Here is an 18,028-nt window from a genome sequence, read left to right on the forward strand (position 1 = left end):
CTCAAACGCCACAATTAACTCATATTTTTCCTGTGCTGAGTAAGCTCTTTTTGCCATAGAAAAAGCCCCCTAATAAAGTAAACAGATTTTTATTATTTCATCTGTCTACCTTATAGGGAGCATATCAGAAGAGAGAAAGGCTCGATCGGGTTTAAGTTAATGAATTTTATTGAGCAGGTGACCTAATGCTAAACCTTACATATTTTCAATCGTTATTTAATGAGGACAATACCGAAATTCGCTGCCGGAAGGTACTGGATGAAATATCACCGGTTATGAAACCAATTTTTCACCAATTTGTTGAAAGAATTGGAATTCCACTTGGGAATGAGTACATAATCAGGAGTTATGATAAAACACTTACCACTACATATCATGACGCCCGAAACCCGACATATGCAGAGAAGAAAAAGGAATCTGACATCGGACGAAAACACTATATTAAACTGAATAGGAAAGTGGATGATAAGGAGTACAATTTCATCACTCTCGAACTTGATGGGATCAGCAGAATGATTATTCTTCATACTGAACTGAATTTCTTCCCGTTTTGGGCATGGGTACGGAACGATCAAATCAACTCTATTTTGGAGGCGATTCCTTCCGATTTTTCCATTTTTACGGGCTGGAAGGAAAAGGAGATAATTCCTAAAGAGGAGTTTGTTCCTTATATAAAAAGCTGTATTAAACCACGGAAACGGCCATGGTTTCAAGTTGGAATCAGTCTGCCATTGGAAGGAAACTTGGAAGAGGGAGCCTTTATCGCTGAACTGGTTGCGGTTTGGGGAAAATTGGGCCCATTTCGTAGTTATTACAATGAAGAAATTGACGTATCGCAAAAAGCATATTATGCCTTGATGCTCATAGCGGCCACACGGAACATTAAGGAGACGCAGTTGCTAGGCCGTACATATAGTGTCGATATCGGGCCATTGGAGGAGCAAAAACATGGAAAACGCCAGCCTTTTAATATCTATGATGGCGAGCAAATGCTGACAAAGGGGTATATCGGCTACCTTGACTATAGTGAGAAAGATTCGCCATTTCAGACGATTATCGTGCAGTTAGAAGGTCATAATCATATTTTCACGAGCGCCAGAGCCATCATTGGGGAAGGGGAGGTAGAATGGTGGATTACCAAGTCATTCGCGTCCCAAACCGCGGACAACACGATGGTAATGGCAAATGCGATGCGATTGTTAGGTGAGCATCATATACAGGTTGAAGGAAGTTCCTATTGTGTCGGAACCTTCGATAATGCGATGCAGTCCTTTGCAGAAGGGGCTGAAAAAGTTAAGAAAACATTTATCGATGCTGCCCTAATTTTCGCTCACGCTAAAGGAAAACTTGAATTACCGTCAGATGCTGCAACTACGGGTCCAGGAGAAGAGGACGCCCCCGAGACGGAAGCAGGTTTGGAACCCAACTTTACATTCAGTGAAATCATCAATACGATTTGTAATAGCCAATTTACGTTTTCCAATGACATAATTCGTGACTTGCACCTGAATCTGACGGCTTTGGATGATAAGCATTTTGTTCTGTTAAGCGGGATTTCCGGAACAGGAAAAACTCAGCTTTGCCGTTTATATGCCAATGCCGTATATGGGTTGGAATATGAGAGTGAGAATCCGTATTTTTCAATTATTCCGGTGCGGCCGGACTGGACGGATGCGACAGCCCTGTTCGGTTACTATAGCTCCTTTGAAAAGCGATATGTGAAGACAGAATTCCTTCAGGTTCTGCTGCATGCCTTAAAAGAACGGGATAAACCGCATTTTATCTTGTTGGATGAGATGAACTTGGCTCGGGTGGAATATTACTTGAGTGATTACCTAAGTGCGGTAGAATCCCGCAAGGAAATTCCGCTGCATCAGGATGATGGGATTACCGATATTCCGAAGAAACTCGTCATTCCACCGAATGTATATGTGCTGGGTACAATCAATATTGATGAAACGACCCATTCCATCTCCGATAAAGTCCTGGATCGGGCCTTTGTCATGACACTTTCCGATGTGGATTTTGATTCCTATTGGGAACGTGTTGACCAGGATTTGAAAGCCGCTCTTGTAAACGAGTTTACTATTTTACGGAAATTGCATCTAATGTTATCCCGTTATGAGCTTCATTTCGGCTATCGTTCCATGGGGGAAATGCTACAAAAGTTATATGCTAATCATCACCTTCCTGAGGAATATCAATTGGATTCACTAGAGGCGTTGGATCGGGTGATTTCTGAAAAAGTGTTGACAAAGGTCCGAGGGGATGAGCGGATTTCGGATATGCTGGCTAATCTGGAGCAATGGTTGGGTGTTAACCTGGGACCAGCCTCGATCTCACTGCAGCATGTAAAACGGATGAAACAGGAGTTGGAGTACTATGGTGCAACCCAATTCTGGCGCTGATCTTCTAGAACTTTTTGATGTTCAGCAAGGCTGGATTCCATTTTTGGATGGTTATTTAAGGGAAGCGACTAAGTATAGACTGCGTTTTCACGGACCCCGCATGGATATAAGATTTCAGGGAATTCCTATCCCGTTTTTTCAAGAAGAAGGGAAGGGCTATGCTACATTTTTGACACCATTTCAATCTGGTTCCGTGCAACTCTTTGTTAACGGACAGGAATTCAGTACCTTTGTTTATCCTGATGACCGGAAACTTACGGAAGAACAGTTCAGCCTGATGCTCGAAGAAATTCTGGCGGAGGCGAACAGCTGTTTTCAACTCAGCGGGTTGACAGTCCATGTAAATGCATCAGGACGAAACCGCGATATTACCTGGACCCAATGGAGTTATCTATATGGACACTTTCACAAGTTGAAACACATTTTTTCAAAAATTGAAAAGCAGCCGCTTCGCCGTTTGGATAAGTATACGATGCGGATGAAACGGGAAAAAGTGAAGCATTCGGAGCAAGTCACCTTGAGGTGGATGGATCAGCGGGGACATGGCGATGTGATTCCGACTATTGTCCAAAATGTAAAGACACTGGAAACACGAAACCTGTACGAAAATCAAGTCGTAAAGCAGCAGTTGCAGGATTTATATCGGCTCCTCCGCAAGTATGAATTGGTTGGACAGGAGGATGTTGCGAGAAAGGCTTTGAAATATAAAGGGATTTTCCAGCGTTGGTTAAATAGTGCACTTATGAATGAAGTTACGGCAAACAATGGCCCTTATACGATTACACAAAAATTCCGTAAGCATCCGGTTTACCGCCTTTGGTACCAATGGTTTGACCAGCTTTATAAGCACAACCGAGAGGACGTCGGCTTTGATTATTCGATTTCATTAAAAGATACGTTTCAATTGTATGAAATATGGTGCTTTATGAAGGTGGTCAAATGTGTAAGGGAAGCGGGTCTTGTATCCGATACCAGTGGGTTGTATAAGCTGACGAAGGATGGAATTTTTCTCAATTTAGCTGAGAATAAAGAAAGCAAAATTAGGTTGCGTGGTGGTATAGGCCTGTACTTCCAACGGGTTTATCAGTTCAACTTTCCAATTTATCATACGTATACGCAAAAAATGATTCCGAATATCGTCCTAGAAGGAGAAACCGGCATAATAGTGTTTGACCCTAAATATCGAGTACCTGACAATCTCGGGACCGCATTGGGAGAAATGCACAAATATCGGGATGGTATTCTCAAGCGGGAAACCGGAGAACGAGCCGTTCACGAGGTCTATATCCTGACACCGACAAATGATGCAGCGGCCGAAGGGATGAGATACTTTCATACTGATTTCCATGACCAGTATGGCATGGGGGCAATTCGGGTAATGCCAGGGGAAGAGGATGAGATTTTTCGAAGGAAGATTGTTGAAAGTGTTGTTAAGATGTCTAAGGAGACGATTTACTAGATCCTTTATTAAGCAAAGTAAATCTATTCTTCAGTTAAAGTTATTATGTGGATTGATTTTTTCCTTATAGAGGGGGGGGCTATTACTGTACCAGATATGCCTGCACATGTCTGGTCTTTTTGTACCCCTAAAGCATGAAATGTAACAAAAAAGACCACAAAAAAACGGTTGTCAAAATTTGGTTAATTTGTAAGTGTTGCAAACTTTAAAAACCGCTGAAAATACCTAACTAAAGACGTAGATATCTGTACACAAAGTGGACACCAACTGGACACGTACCTTGTATTTCCTTTGAAATCGAAGAAACACATATCAGCTACAATTACCAAAAAGCCTTTAAAATCAAGCTTTCTCTTTATTCTCAGATCTTTTCCTTAATCCCGCGATTAGCCGAAATCACAGTCTTCAAATCTGCTTGAGAACTCCTTGCCAGGTCTGGTGGGTTCGATTCCCACGTAGTCCCGCCAAATTAAGATTTCTTAATGAACACCGACTGACCCCATTATTCATAGGACAATGTTGAAAGGAAATGTGGATCTTATCTCTATTTGTTTAATTAATACGGGGCAGCCCGCAGTATTGATTTATTTCATAATATTGCTACATTCTTTTCTGAACATCTATTCCCGCACTTCTAACCTTCAAAATCCTTCCATTCATTCTCATGATATACTTACCAAAATCATTAACATAGAGTGTTGGGTTTGGCTGTATCTTTTAAAGATGCAGTTCCAATTTCGGGCTTTTTTCCTGCTTCCATTAGTTGTTGGGGATCAGCCCCTCTACAATTAGGTCCTTTATCCTAAATTGGTAATTCAAGTAGGGTTTTAGAGCGTAATTGTCGAAATATTTAAACTTTAAGACCGCTACTAAAAATGAAAGAAGAGTGAGATGTATGGATCGACGGAAAATTAAATGGGGGCCCTCCCGCCTCCTCCGGGTGCTGTTGACATTTATACTTATGATGTCTTTTATTTCAACGGCCCAAGCAGAGACCACTAAGGAGGAACAACTGAGTCAGCTGTTACAGGCCTATGCGCAGCAGTTGAAAACTAATGCAAATAGTGAAGGAATGTCAGTAGGATATGAAGTGTATTCGCTAGACGACAACAAGACAACAGCCTCCTATCAACCAGATCAGACGTTTGTCCCCGCTTCGGTCTTTAAACTTCTTGTCACAGCTACAACTGTAAGCAAATGGCCAAAAGATATGACCATCCCGACAAAAGTTTTCACCACTGGAAATCTGAGCAATTCCGGTGTACTAAATGGGGACATCATCCTTAAAGGCTATGGCGACCCGACACTGACCGCCGCAAAACTTGACACCTTGGCAATGGCCATCGCCGCTCAAGGCATACAAAAGGTGAACGGCAACGTTGTGGTGGACGAAAGTTATTTTGATGATCAGCTATTGGGTGAAGAATGGATGTGGGATGATGAGCCTTACTACTACACCGCGCAAATGAGCGCCCTTTCCGTCAAAGAAAATGCCATTAATGTAAATGTTAAATCGGGGAAGGAAATCGGCGAAAGCCCGGCCGTCACCATTGACCTTGCTCCCGATTACTTTACTGTGGTCAACACCGCAAAAACGGTTGCCGGCAATAAAGCATCGTTATCTGTTGACCGTACTCTTGGAAAAAATGAAATTGTAGTTAGCGGTACTATCGGGAAGGACTATACTGCGAGCGGCACAAACACCACCCTTACCGTTCACGACCCATCGCCATTTACCGGCAGCGTATTCCGGGATTTACTGCTGAAACAAGGGATTACTTTTAAAAACAAATCCGCTGTTGTAAAAGGGACAACCGCAGAAAATGCACGGGAAGTGGCTGCCGTCGAATCCGCACAATTAGATGATATGTTAACCAACATGATGAAAAACAGCAATAATTTTTATGCAGAAATGCTGACCAAGCAGATCGGTGCCAAAGAGGCCGGCACAGGTTCGACAGCTGCCGGGGCCAATGTGATTCATCAATTCCTTGTCAACGAATTGGGAGTGGAAGATAATTTTATCCAAAAGGACGGCTCCGGGCTGACCCGTTTGGACCACATCTCCCCGCATGCTTATATTGAATTGCTGAAAGGAATGTATAACAGTCCGGAACGGGATCGATTTATTTCATTTCTGCCGATTGCCGGGAAAGATGGCACATTGAAAAATCGTATGAAGAACACGGCCGCTGAAGGAAAGGTGAAAGCCAAGACAGGCAGCATGAGCGGCGTTAACTCGCTTGCCGGTTATGCAACGGCGAAAAACGGCCAAACGTTTGCGTTTTCGATTTTACTAAATGGCATTTATAAAAGTGCATACGCGACAAACTTGCAGAATGATATTGCGATTGCGTTAGCAAAATATCCGGAACTGCCTAATCCGCCGGCTGTCACACCCGTTCAGCAAAACTATCCGTTGGCAAATGACTTTGATCCAATCCTGGATGATCCGGCCTTTAAAGGAATGATTAAAGGAGCTGTCATCTATTCCACCAAGAACAAGGAAATGCTGTACGCGCGGAACCCGCTATCGCTGTTAGCGCCAGGTGCTAGCGTCAAATTATTAACAGCCGCCAGCGCCCTAGACAACCTTGGGCAAAACTACCGCTTCAAAACCGAACTTTACACTTCCGGTACTATTACAGATGGAGTATTAAATGGGAATGTTATTGTCAAAGGCTACGGGGACCCGACACTGGCAACCGACAGCAGACGGCAAATGCCAGTCGGGGCGACACTGGAAGACATCGCTAATGATATCAAAAATGCCGGAATTCATCTCGTGAAAGGAAACATCATCGTCGACAGCCAATTCTTTACAGATGATGTGTATCCTCCGGGTTGGACATGGGATTATGAAAGCGAGCCAGTCCAGCCGCAAATTAACGCCCTGTCAATAAATCATGGGACCGTCCGGCTTCAATATGAGCCTGGAAAAGTGGGCAAAAACATCAGCGTCACCATGGAGCCAAATGTGAAGGAAATCAAAATTGTCAATAAAGCCGTCACTAGTGCGGCAGGGAGCGAAAACACACTCACTTTCAACCGGGTGCGCGGCGAAAATACAATAGAAATTTCGGGAACACTGTCTGACGGAACCAAGAAAGGCTTTAAGGATGTATCCATCGAAACCCCTCATATATATACGGGCAACGTATTAAAAAATATATTGAAAGAAACAGGAGTAAATGTAAGTCCTCACAGCCAAGTGGTAAGCGGAGTCAAACCAGCCAATGCCACTTAGTGAACACCTATGAGTCTCCTGCTCTATCAGAAATCGTCAGCTATATGAATCATCATAATGACAATTTCACTGCGGAAATGCTGATTCGTACACTTGGCGCAATGGTCAATGGCAGTGGGACCTTTGATGACGGAATTGATACGGTTCATACGATGATGAAAAAAGTAAATTCCACTCTATTTGACATGATGGATGGATCGGGTTGGACAAAATATACGCAAATTTCTGCCTGGCAAGTGGCAAGTCTTCTGGCAGCCCAAACTGAAAAGCCAGCGTTCCAAGTATTCTATGATTCTCTTGCGAATGCAGGAGAGGACGGCAGCTTAAAAACTGAACTCGCGGGCATATCAAGTTCACAGTTGACCGGAATTTTGGAAAACCGCGCGGATATGCCGGGGCTTTCCGGATATGTAAGAACAAAGGACGGCGAAATACTAGCCTACTCACTGATGCTGAATGGCTATAGCCAAACAGAAAGCATCCAGCTCGTGAAAAACTTCGCCAATAAACTGGTGGAGTTAGCGCAATAAAATGAAAAAGGTTCCCTTGTTGCTTTTTAAAAAGCAGCAGGAGAACCTTTTTTTTAGCTTGCCGGACATAGTCATTTGCTCAAAAAGAACGGAACGGTTGATTTGATAATTGACCAATCAAGGTTGCCTTTCATGGTTTTTAGGGGTGCATGTGATGAATCTCTAGTGTCATCTCACTTGATCCTTCCGTTTCACCAGTCAAGGATATGAGCCAATTTATGCTGCACATCCTCATTACCTGCTTCCAATGCCCTTGCAATAAACGCTCCTCGGAATTTTTAGGTAGCTGAGAAATCACTCCTATTTTGGATGGCACACCATTCATTAATGATTATTAAAGATCATTTATCTTAGGTTCTGATGCCTGAACATGATTAATATTAATGACTTTCGGGTCTGATGGGTTGGTATTATCAATTTTTGTAATAATACACCACCGGCCAGTGGTTGTAGAAGTTAGGGGTACTTCAATGTCATCACCGTTGTTCGTTTTTATAAAAACTTTTCCATCATATTTTGCAAAGTTATCTTCTTTTTTAAGAAAACCCAATATTCTAAAAATGTTCGTAGCAAAAATAATTTTATCAATATCCTCTAGTGATTTTATGATCAAATTTTCCTCGTTGTTCCCAGCAGTATTACCAACACCGGAATCCTTATCGAGTGCGATATAAGGTGAGTTCGTTAATTTTCCTTTATTTCCAAAAAAGATGTGTCCAAATGCCCCTTGCTTGGTAATGTAAAAGGCATGAAGATCTAAATCAACTCCTTTGGTCCAGCTTAATTTAACATGAATATTATTAATTTTTCCTGCTTTATGTAACGAGATGGAATCACCTGGTTTTTTTAATGTGACTTTTTCTAATTTAATGGCTGCTTGCAGTGGTGGTTCAGGATGCTTATGTATAATCTTTTCCTCAACTGGAGGTAAAGGTTGGTTCGTATTCACGATTTGACCATTAGATGCCGAGTCATCTTTTATTTCAAGTCCGAAGTGATGACAGAGGGAAGCAAGCCCGCCAGCGAAACCACCAGTATTTGTAGAGAATTTCCAATCTCCATTTCGTCTGTAGATCTCGGCAAGGATTAAAGTGTTTTCAATACTATATTGATCTAAAGGATACAATAAAATCTCTTGTTTAGATTCCGCATCCATTACTTTTACATAGGCATTTTTCATATGGGAAAAAGTTTGTCCATTCTTATCAACATCATAAATGGTTAAAGTTAAGACAAGTTTATCTGTTACTGGTGAAACGTTTATTAAGTCAATTTGAAACTGTTCACTATTTTTTGAGGGATGAGTAAGAGTAGAATGTTGTATAGACCCATCTGCCGAACTGGAATTACCATAAAAAATGATCGAATCATCATTTAAGCATTTCCCATTTGAGCCAATCATAAAAATAGAAGAATCAATATCCAGTGGTGCAGTTGTTTCCCAAGTAATTTCAACGATTAATTTTGATACATGGGATCGGTTTTTGGTGATATCCACCCTCGCACCTTTCTGTACTTGTGTGAGCATGGTCCTCCTCCTTTTAAAAGTTTTATTCATTATACCATAATCAATCTTTAATCATTTTCTTGTTAATTTGAGATAAAATCCTATAACATGACGTTATACCGATGGTAAATGCGGTGGCAACAGGTGGGAAACCGAATCGATAGTAGTTTAAAAGATAAGTTACATCTCCGTGTTTTATCGAATGCTGGTGAACCTTTAAATCGTAATGTGATCAAATGGTCCGAAAGTTATTTGGAGTTGCCGATCTATGATCATTACGGGCAAACAGAGCAGGGTATGGTCATTAATAATCACCATCATCCCGACTTACAAAACACCTATAAACCGGGTACAATGGGACAACCAATGCCAGGGTTTAAAATTACCATACTAGATGAGCATGGTGTAGAAGCAGGACCAAATAGGGAAGGTCAAATTAGTATTGATACAGAGCAGTCTCCACTTTTTTGGTTCAGAGGCTATTATCATAACGAGGAGAAAACTGCAGAACGTTTTCTATATGGTTCACGCTATTATTTAACGGGCGACGATTCTAGTTATGATGAAAATGGTTATTTCTATTTTTCCGGACGGAATGACGATATTATCTCAAGTGCTGGCTATCGTATCGGTCCATTTGAAGTGGAAAGTGCCATTATGGAACATGAAGCAGTTGCGGAAACGGCCGTCATTGGCGTTCCGGATGAACGTCGTGGCGAGGTAGTCAAAGCCTATATTGTCCTAAAAGCAAGTTATGTTGCTAGTAAGGAACTAGAAAAGGACATTCAGCAGTATGTAAAAAGTAATCTATCTGCTCATGAATATCCTCGTATGATCGAATTCGTTGATGCCTTACCAAAAACACCGAGTGGTAAAATCCAACGTTTTCTACTACTAAGTTAAGTAGAAATTACCGAAATTCCTTGGTGCTTTGTGGGGAGCCGTGTTAAAAAAAAGGGCCATAGGGTCAGATATCCAGTTCGCAATTCCTTAACGGGATGGGTGTCTGACCCTTCTTTAGGTTTATTTTTTTAATGTTACATGTTAACTTCTTCAATAAGGAGTTTTTTATGTTCCATAAATACTTTTTATTAACTTATTTAGTTATTATTTTTCAACCGATGCAAAGCCAGTGGGTCAGGGCAGCAATATTCCTAGTACTCAAATCTATTTCCTATTGCACATAATCTTTAAATTGAACGGTCACACTTCTGAGTTTAGATGAAGCCCAGTTAGGAAGATTGATAACTTGCTTCTTCCCATTGCTGCCTCTGGACTGCAATTCAACTGTAACGGTACTGTTCGGTGGGGTGGCTCCTGGGATATACATATCTACTCCTTTTAAGAATGGCAATCCCGCGAACGCTTTGGTGGGAACATTCAAATGATTGACTTTGTCAGCACCTTCATCATAGACAAAATAGTTGATGGTTCGTAGGTTGGCTGCGGAATTCTCGGCGTTCACAATGTTCGTGCCATTGATTTTTAAAATGTCATTGTTGGCACCCTGGTCGCCGAAAAACTCTTTGCTTCTGTTAATGCTTAAGTTTGTATGATGGTCGCTGGTATCCATAGATGCAGTGACCCCACCTTCTGGCGGAGAGGTCAGTAAGCGAACGAAATGATCGCTTCGGATAAATTCTTCAAAAAACAAATGATGGTTTGCAACACCGTCACGGATGATCACAAATTCATAGTTGTCTCCACCCTTAGCTTTAAAAGGCCCCCAGGACCCATCTGCGGCAATCGTAAAGACGGCTTCCGGCTTCTTCTTTTCCCGCTCTCCAGTCTTTCCGTTCACCTTATAAATTTCCAATGTAGCCTTTTCCGGAGCGGTGTTTTGCGGGAAAATCAAGGCCTTCCCCGAAAGTCTTACCTGACCGCGCGGTTCCGCTACAATTTGTGTTGTTTTCGGTTCTTTTCCGGTAAAGAATTTAAATATATGGGCAAAAGCTTCAGGCGAGGTAGCCGCTTGAACATGAGATTGTCCTGCTAATGTCACGTTTTCCGCACCTACAAATGTTCGACCTGGTGTCCCCAATTCGGCCCAGATCGCCAAAGTCGGAACGCCTCCCGGAAGAGCTTTTCCTGCTACGCCATCAATATTCACATAATGTGCTACCTTTTTGGCTCTTTCTGGTGAGCTGTTTAGATAGTTGGTCATTTCCGTTGTCCCGAGAGAATGGCCCATTAAATCAATCTTATCAGCACCGGTTTCTTTCAGAAGTTGATTGATCAACGCATCCAGTCTTGTAAATCTGGATTCGGCTGGCGTTACACTAGCAGTAGATGAATCATACTCAAATGCAGCCAGATAGTTGTCAGGATAACCGTTACTCGAAAAACGCATTGCTTGAGATTCAAACTGATTAGCCGATCCAAAAAAGCCGTGGACAAAAACAATTGGCCTCATGTCATATGTAGAATCTCGTTTTGAAAAACCGGTCATCATAGAAAGAAGCAAGACTACAACAATACTAATTCCCAAAGCTTTAAAAATTTTCGATTTCAAATCATCTTCCTCCTCGTTCAACAATTTTTTCCACACAATTTCAACAGCTGATAAATTCTACTAAATTCTTCCCTCCCTTCTCCTCTATTCTAGTACAGCGGAATCTAGTACTTTGTTGAATTCTGGAAGTATTTTATTACTATTTTTGTTGTTTTTTAGCGGTTTACATTAAAAAAATGATAAAGGAAAAACAATATTCGCTTTTATCATGCCACCCTTTAACACATTCGGTTATAGCCTCTGTTATCGGCCTGTTAACGATAACGGGAATGGTAGCTTTAATCGAATGACGAAAAATTAATTTTTATCGTCATTTTTGCATTAAAGGCGTTTTCTTTTGCTTCAAAAATGATTTTTGAAGGCATTTTTTGCAATTTGGTCCAATTATAATGATATTTTGTGGAATGTTTCTGACTCTCGAAAAAAGATAACAAATCAATGCACACATGTATTGTTAAGAAGGATTCCGCATCTAAAATGAAGAATGTTCCTTATATAGTCTCTATCAATATTGTATTAAAAAGAGGTGTTATGAAGTGGTATTCTATTTTTTCAATCAAGAGATAGCTTATGAAGATTGGTGTTCGGAGAATAGAAACGGGTTTGTTTTCAACCGTGCTGGAGGAAAAACAGGGAATGTTCTTCATAAAGTTGGATGTCGCCATTTAACTGTTCCTTCAAGAATTGGAACTTATACGACACGTTACCCAAAGTATTGTTCAAATGAAATATCCGAATTAACGATAAAAGCGGATGAAATTAGTCAACCGAATAATTGGAGGCGATGTAAAGCCTGCTTTAATTAATCTGAAGGTGTATGAGTTTGACTCAAATACAAAACGTTGAGATGGAAGGGGGGCTTTTAATGGTCAAACTTACAAAAAGGAAAAAGTAGAAAGTCTTATCGATATGATTCAGATTTTTCTATACGACAGCAATGAAAAAATGAAAAGTAATCATTATGACTCTGCACACAAAAGATACCTATTAGGTCAGTGCGATGCATATAAAATGATTCTTAAAATTATTGAAAAAGATTTTGGATTGCCTGCGGAAGTTGAATAAAACTTAAATCGAAGTTCAATGAGAAGCACTATAAAAAGAGGATGAGGATCTTTAATGGGAATTAGAACGGTTTTTGTATATCAAATGAAAATTTAGTTAATATAGAGGAGATTAAATTTACGTAGTTCCCAGGATTTGCTCCTTCACAAAAAGTAAAGTCAATCCAATCCTTGCACGATTGTTTCCTCGAAAAAAATCCAGGCTTAAAAATATTAGAGAATTCATATAATTTTATTTAATAGGAAAGGTGGGAATGTGGTGCTAGACAAACTTGCCAACGCATTAAGGTTAAGAGGCTTTTTGCTCCAGAAGATGGATGATCATATTTACATTGAAAAAGGGAATCCCAATCAGGATTTAGTGAATCTGGTAGAGATGTTTCGAGAAGTAGGAATATCTATGAAATTGGACGATAGGAAAATTTATTTACTAGACGACGATATAGATGAGCGTGATTTACACAATATCATCTGGTATAAAGCTAGTAACCATGAAGCTGGCGGGGGGAGCGGATGGTCTTACTGGAAGTATTTTATTAAGAGAAACCATGGGCCAAAGATTAATACCTTTGTTCTTGAAACGGGAGTCGCGTTATTGGTAAAAGCCTTGAGCGCAGCTGGGATTGTAACCATCTCCAGCTGTGACGGCCATGGTAAAAGAAGTCCCTTCATAGTTTTTTGTGGTCGGCATAACGCCGTATGGTTTCAAATTTTATTGGATGAAGTGGAGGATAAGTTGAGGCTAAATTATGATTGGTATTTTCATAATGTTGATTCTCGAGATGTCTGCTTAGTTGCCAAAAGGAAACCCGAGGGATGGGAACTGGAAAAGGTGCTAGAGGATACCATGCAAATGGCCAATCACTTTCTTCAGGAAGCGGAGAGATTATCGAAACTGAAGAAGGATGTTTATGGCGGAAATTATAAAAGCAACCGGAAACTAGTACGTGAAATGGATTTTGAGCAGCTGTCCCAATGGATGAATAATAAATATCAAACTTATCTGTTAGAGCAAAATAAAGAGGTGAAGGTTCAATGAATCTATGGAAAGAGGCCGAATGGTCGGAGATGTTATTTTCTTATTTGACAGCAGGATGGTATGATTGGACCGTCTCCGAACATTTATACAAGAATAATACTCACTGCTGGTCGGTCACTACGGGCTATTACTCGCACTACATATTATCCGCAGCTTTATTGCAGCTGTATCGGTTTGAAGACGGCACAAGACCATATCCGTTAAAAAGAATTGCCTCTTCCCATTCAAAATTATGTTCCTTTTTAAAAGGGGATTTAGAACTAAAACTTAGAGATGAGTTTATTGATTACTTGCAGTCAAAATCCCAACAGAAGGACGAAAATATATCCAAGAAATTAGAAGAATTAGGGCATGCCCTCTATTATGCAAGAAAACGCGAGAGTCGCATACCTACCAAGTCCTTGTTGTCTCCCATCAAACTTTAGGTAATGTAACCAGCAAATTTGGTAAGAACAACATCAATGTTAGCGATACAGTTGAAAAAATAAATGACTACATTTTAGAACTTTCTTCCGTCATAAACGACTTCGTGGTTGATTTTGTATTTGATGTGATCATTGATTTGGATGAGTCTATTAAACATTACCACTTAAAGCATTATCTTGAAGAGATTGGTGATTTTTACTCACTTGTCGAAAAAGAGAATATGATGCCAATTCCAAAAGCATTGGAACAATCCATTCATTCCATAAAGTCGAGAGTTTATGAGGTTTTAATAGAAGAAAAATGCCCGAGATACAAGGATTTTAAACAAAACATATCCTCGTTTAATGATAAATGGAAATCCTATGACCAGCTAAAAGATAATTTAAATCAATTGAAACAATCAATCAGTATATTAAATTTAAAATAAGTGTTTTATATTTAAAAGTATAGACCACACATTTTCGGAAGGGAATTTACCGACGGTTGCGGGGGATTGCGCAAGTACCTTAAAATAATAATTATGTTTTATTGTTGACAAGGCCCATATTAGAGAGGATTGACCATTAAGTGAACGGTAATGAACTTAAGCATAAAATTGAAAACTTGAGTATCTGGAAAAAAGGTGATCAAAGAGCGTCGCATAAACCCTTATTGTTGTTATACGCATTGGGGCGTATGCAAGATGGCACGATGATATTTCTATTCTTAAGGTCATGGGGATTACCTGCAGTCATCTAACCACAATGATAAAAATAAACTTGGTATAGTCCTTTATAGATTAAAGAAAATAGTTCTAGTCCCAACCACTCACGGTTACCATTTTGGGGCTAGACTATATTTTCTCTTTATGCAAATCATCATAATCATGGCAAGATAGCAATGCCGTATCCGTTCCGAAATCCATCTCATTTTTAAATCTTACCTGAGAAATTTGTGTATTTTAAAGAAAAAATAGACCGTAATTGGTCTAAGATTGTTGTAAAAAATCTCTAATTTCATCGATGGAAATACCTAAATCTCGCGCTTCTAACATGAGTTCCAACCAATCCTGATCCAATTCTTCTTTTACCGTCGTTTTAACAGACATTATCCAGCCTCCTGAAATTTGGCAACCTAGCCATCAATACATGAAAATATTTAGGCCATTGGCTATAGAGTCCATGACTTTCGTAAAGGGTTGCCCTTTACCAATATGTAGTGTTAAATGACTAAGAATTAATGATAATGTAATAATACTACATTTCTTTTTGTTTCAGATTGAAAAAAATTCCAAAAAACTCGACAGAGATTCGGACTAATAATGTCGTAAAACGAAAATAATGTGTTACTGGAAAGGTTTTACTGGTCCAACTCATGGGGCATATTGTTAAACAAGTTAAGGCTACTGGGCAGCCTTTTCTTATTTCTGGTTTTTCCTATTCTCTTTTTCTTTTTCTAAAAAAACCTTAAAATCTTCTTTCGTAATACCAGATTTCATTGCTTCTTTTACTAACTCAATCCATTCTTTTGGGAGATTCGACTCGGGTTTTATCATGTTTAACTCCTCCATTTAAGATAGACTTATGTAAATAAGAGATTCCTTCGAGAATAAAAATATTCTCACTATAATTTTCGCATAATAATGTTCTTTTTTTGTGGTCTCATGCAAATGAAAAATACGTAAACAGAAATTAACATGGCCGATTAAAATGCGAATATATTTACCTATCTTTATGAATATCTACCTGTCTATTACATTTAAATCACAGTTGACTAATCGGAAATATAGGATTAAGATTTGGGTGTTAATTGATTGAATAATTAGTCGATTGGACCTTAATAGAGTTGAATTGTGTTCTTACTTTTTAATAGGGGGAAGAAAAATGACAAACTATAGCTACATATCTCATTTAGAATGCCCAAAGTGCGGCGAGATCTTTGAGGAGCATAAGGTTCAGCAATTATGTAAATGCGGTTCGCCCTTATTGGTACGCTATGATTTAGAAGAAGTGAAGGGAAATGTATCCCGTGAAGACATTGCTAAGCGGACGAATAGCTTATGGCGTTATCATGAATTACTGCCTGTACATAAAGAGGAAAATGTTGTAACGCTTGGAGAAGGAATGACACCGTTAGAGAAGCTTCCGTCTCTGGGAGCGGAGTATGGAATCCAGCATTTATACATTAAGGACGAAGGAATTATTCCGACAGGCTCTTTTAAAACACGAGGGGCCAGTGTGGGAATCTCCAAGGCGAAGGAACTGGGCGTACAGCAATTGGCTATGCCGACAAACGGGAATGCCGGGGCGGCTTGGGCGCTATTTGCGGCGAAGGCGAACATTAAGGCAACCATTGTGATGCCTTTGGATGCCCCGAAAATTACTCGTAAGGAAGTGTATATTGCCGGGGGAGACCTGCATTTAATTAATGGATTAATCAGTGATGCCGGGAAAGTTGTTGCCAGTCTCGTACAAAATCATGGTGTCTATGACGCGTCGACTCTGAAGGAACCTTATCGGATCGAAGGGAAAAAAACCATGGGCTACGAGATTGTCGAGCAATTTGGTTGGAAGGTTCCCGATGTGATCCTATACCCAACTGGTGGCGGTGTCGGCATTATTGGCATTTATAAGGCATTGCTTGAAATGCAACAGTTAGGCTGGATCGAAGAAGGCAAGCTTCCTCGTTTGGTAGCCGTACAGGCTGAAGGCTGTGCGCCAATTGTGGAAGCATGGAAAAAAGGGGAGAAGGAATCGAAGTTCTTTGAGAATTCTAAGACATCTGCATTCGGCATTAATGTCCCGAAAGCGTTAGGGGATTTTCTAGTATTAGAAAGCCTTTACGCAACAGAGGGTTGTGCGATTGCGATTTCAGAAGAGGATTTATTGAAGGCGCAAATGCAGGTAGCCTCTTTAGAAGGTAACTTCATTTGTCCAGAAGGAGCAGCCACCTTCGCAGCAGCTCGAATTCTGCGTGAACAAGGTTGGATTCAAGAGAATGAACATGTGGTCTGCCTCAATACAGGAGCTGGCATCAAGTACCCTGAAACAGTGGATATCGAAGATGTAGAGATTCTTCAGCCTGGGCAAGAAATCGTGAATGGGTAGTTGGTGTTGGATTATCATTGAATAAGAAAATTTATGATTAAAGCGAAACTAACACCCATTACTTCAGTGACGGGATACAGTTTCGCTTTCTTTTGTACAAGGCTCACGCTGAGGGCATTTCCATAATGATCACCGAAGAAAGCTACACATCAAAGGCCAGTTTTCTGGATGAAGACTTAATTCCAACCTATAAATCGGGGGATGAACAATATGTATTCAGTGGAGACAGAATCTACCGTGGGTTATATCGTTCTCAAAATCATATCTCGATTAATGTAGACGTAAATGCTGAATGGTATGAAAATATCTTGAACTTTGAAATTATCTCATTGCTAGAGGAATACTTCTTCGATCGTCCAGAAATTGTTCGGTCCTTGATTGAGGGAATCTATATGGAGACGTTGTTTAAAGTGCCGATTCGCAATATGTTTTGCCTGCTTAGCTACATCAACTAAATGCCTAATTTGGTGAAGAGCTTCAATGATTACCTATGACTTTATCACGTGTCAATTTTTGCGGGAGGTTGAAACACTGAATCGTCGCGGCTTGATAAAAAATTATGTTGTCGTACGGAGGCCACCAGTCATCGCGGCTACAGGGTGATGATGAATGATTCCATGGTTGCTAGGCAGCCGGTCGTGGTGTGCGAGAAGGATCAATATTCGCACGGGTAGAGGTAGATGAAACTTTTCGTTGGGATGAGCGGATTACGATGGAAGAAATGACGGTGAATTTGGATGTTTCTTGGAA

General features: G+C 40.3%; 14 protein-coding genes, 1 tRNA gene and 1 pseudogene. 12 read left to right on the forward strand and 4 right to left on the reverse strand.

What is annotated here, in order from left to right; translation table 11 throughout:
* Positions 1-185: 185 nt before the first annotated feature.
* From M3234_RS22640 to M3234_RS22660, 5 genes are all read left to right on the forward strand, one after another.
* Positions 186-2,408, forward strand: a complete 2,223-nt coding sequence (locus M3234_RS22640; RefSeq protein WP_262306889.1) for an McrB family protein — start codon at positions 186-188, stop codon at positions 2,406-2,408.
* Positions 2,383-3,867, forward strand: coding sequence for a restriction endonuclease-like protein (locus M3234_RS22645; RefSeq protein ID WP_262306890.1), 1,485 nt, complete (start codon positions 2,383-2,385; stop codon positions 3,865-3,867). Before M3234_RS22640 ends, M3234_RS22645 begins: the two co-directional genes overlap by 26 nt.
* A gap of 382 nt (positions 3,868-4,249) precedes the next feature.
* Positions 4,250-4,334, forward strand: a tRNA-OTHER gene (locus tag M3234_RS22650).
* Positions 4,335-4,762: 428 nt separating this feature from the next.
* Positions 4,763-7,114 carry a D-alanyl-D-alanine carboxypeptidase/D-alanyl-D-alanine endopeptidase gene (gene dacB, locus M3234_RS22655; RefSeq protein WP_262306891.1) on the forward strand — a complete coding sequence of 784 codons (2,352 nt, stop codon included), beginning with the start codon at positions 4,763-4,765 and terminating at the stop codon, positions 7,112-7,114.
* The gene (locus tag M3234_RS22660) at positions 7,114-7,644 is read left to right on the forward strand and encodes a D-alanyl-D-alanine carboxypeptidase (protein WP_262306892.1); all 531 of its coding nucleotides are present in this window, start codon (positions 7,114-7,116) and stop codon (positions 7,642-7,644) included. Before dacB ends, M3234_RS22660 begins: the two co-directional genes overlap by 1 nt.
* 334 nt (positions 7,645-7,978) lie before the next feature.
* Here the strand turns inward: M3234_RS22660 and M3234_RS22665 are convergent, their stop codons facing one another.
* Positions 7,979-9,172 carry a TerD family protein gene (locus M3234_RS22665; RefSeq protein WP_262306893.1) on the reverse strand — a complete coding sequence of 398 codons (1,194 nt, stop codon included), beginning with the start codon at positions 9,170-9,172 and terminating at the stop codon, positions 7,979-7,981.
* A 108-nt stretch (positions 9,173-9,280) separates the two neighbouring features.
* On the opposite strand from M3234_RS22665, the gene M3234_RS22670 reads away from it, so the two are divergent.
* Entirely contained in the window at positions 9,281-10,054 is a 774-nt protein-coding gene (locus M3234_RS22670) for an AMP-binding enzyme (RefSeq protein WP_262306894.1), read from the forward strand.
* Between the two features lie 271 nt (positions 10,055-10,325).
* Here the strand turns inward: M3234_RS22670 and M3234_RS22675 are convergent, their stop codons facing one another.
* A complete protein-coding gene (locus M3234_RS22675; RefSeq protein ID WP_262306895.1) occupies positions 10,326-11,663 on the reverse strand; it encodes an alpha/beta fold hydrolase in 1,338 nt (445 codons plus the stop codon).
* A 1,323-nt stretch (positions 11,664-12,986) separates the two neighbouring features.
* Between M3234_RS22675 and M3234_RS22680 the strand changes: the two genes are divergently transcribed.
* The 4 genes and pseudogenes from M3234_RS22680 to M3234_RS29760 form a co-directional block, all read left to right on the forward strand.
* A complete protein-coding gene (locus M3234_RS22680) occupies positions 12,987-13,766 on the forward strand; it encodes a hypothetical protein (protein ID WP_262306896.1) in 780 nt (259 codons plus the stop codon).
* The gene (locus M3234_RS22685; RefSeq protein ID WP_262306897.1) at positions 13,763-14,191 is read left to right on the forward strand and encodes a hypothetical protein; all 429 of its coding nucleotides are present in this window, start codon (positions 13,763-13,765) and stop codon (positions 14,189-14,191) included. The genes M3234_RS22680 and M3234_RS22685 overlap by 4 nt, the downstream gene beginning before the upstream one ends.
* Before the next feature lie 104 nt (positions 14,192-14,295).
* On the forward strand, positions 14,296-14,619 hold the full coding sequence (locus tag M3234_RS22690) for a hypothetical protein (RefSeq protein ID WP_262306898.1): 324 nt from the start codon (positions 14,296-14,298) through the stop codon (positions 14,617-14,619).
* Between the two features lie 140 nt (positions 14,620-14,759).
* A pseudogene (locus tag M3234_RS29760) lies at positions 14,760-14,873 on the forward strand (phosphorothioated DNA-binding restriction endonuclease); the annotation flags it as partial.
* 286 nt (positions 14,874-15,159) lie between these two features.
* On the opposite strand, the gene M3234_RS22700 reads toward M3234_RS29760, so the two are convergent.
* Positions 15,160-15,279 carry an anti-repressor SinI family protein gene (locus M3234_RS22700; protein WP_262306899.1) on the reverse strand — a complete coding sequence of 40 codons (120 nt, stop codon included), beginning with the start codon at positions 15,277-15,279 and terminating at the stop codon, positions 15,160-15,162.
* A 312-nt stretch (positions 15,280-15,591) separates the two neighbouring features.
* Positions 15,592-15,726, reverse strand: coding sequence for an anti-repressor SinI family protein (locus tag M3234_RS22705; protein WP_262306900.1), 135 nt, complete (start codon positions 15,724-15,726; stop codon positions 15,592-15,594).
* 328 nt (positions 15,727-16,054) lie between these two features.
* On the opposite strand from M3234_RS22705, the gene M3234_RS22710 reads away from it, so the two are divergent.
* On the forward strand, positions 16,055-17,278 hold the full coding sequence (locus M3234_RS22710; protein WP_262306901.1) for a threonine synthase: 1,224 nt from the start codon (positions 16,055-16,057) through the stop codon (positions 17,276-17,278).
* Positions 17,279-17,403: 125 nt separating this feature from the next.
* Positions 17,404-17,733: a hypothetical protein gene (locus tag M3234_RS22715; RefSeq protein WP_262306902.1), complete on the forward strand. Its 330-nt coding sequence runs from the start codon at positions 17,404-17,406 to the stop codon at positions 17,731-17,733.
* Positions 17,734-18,028 lie beyond the last annotated feature (295 nt).

Source organism: Neobacillus niacini (genome assembly GCF_023715785.1).
Taxonomy (GTDB): Bacteria; Bacillota; Bacilli; order Bacillales; family Cytobacillaceae; genus Neobacillus; species Neobacillus niacini_E.

What these genes read in the sequence shown, in the direction of transcription:
- M3234_RS22685 (WP_262306897.1), top strand. Translation starts at nt 13,763, where the DNA reads ATGAATCTATGGAAAGAGGCCGAATGGTCGGAGATGTTATTTTCTTAT.
- M3234_RS22665 (WP_262306893.1), bottom strand. Translation starts at nt 9,172, where the DNA reads ATGCTCACACAAGTACAGAAAGGTGCGAGGGTGGATATCACCAAAAAC.
- dacB (WP_262306891.1), top strand. Translation starts at nt 4,763, where the DNA reads ATGGATCGACGGAAAATTAAATGGGGGCCCTCCCGCCTCCTCCGGGTG.
- M3234_RS22705 (WP_262306900.1), bottom strand. Translation starts at nt 15,726, where the DNA reads ATGATAAAACCCGAGTCGAATCTCCCAAAAGAATGGATTGAGTTAGTA.
- M3234_RS22710 (WP_262306901.1), top strand. Translation starts at nt 16,055, where the DNA reads ATGACAAACTATAGCTACATATCTCATTTAGAATGCCCAAAGTGCGGC.
- M3234_RS22700 (WP_262306899.1), bottom strand. Translation starts at nt 15,279, where the DNA reads ATGTCTGTTAAAACGACGGTAAAAGAAGAATTGGATCAGGATTGGTTG.
- M3234_RS22645 (WP_262306890.1), top strand. Translation starts at nt 2,383, where the DNA reads ATGGTGCAACCCAATTCTGGCGCTGATCTTCTAGAACTTTTTGATGTT.
- M3234_RS22715 (WP_262306902.1), top strand. Translation starts at nt 17,404, where the DNA reads ATGATCACCGAAGAAAGCTACACATCAAAGGCCAGTTTTCTGGATGAA.
- M3234_RS22670 (WP_262306894.1), top strand. Translation starts at nt 9,281, where the DNA reads ATGCGGTGGCAACAGGTGGGAAACCGAATCGATAGTAGTTTAAAAGAT.
- M3234_RS22640 (WP_262306889.1), top strand. Translation starts at nt 186, where the DNA reads ATGCTAAACCTTACATATTTTCAATCGTTATTTAATGAGGACAATACC.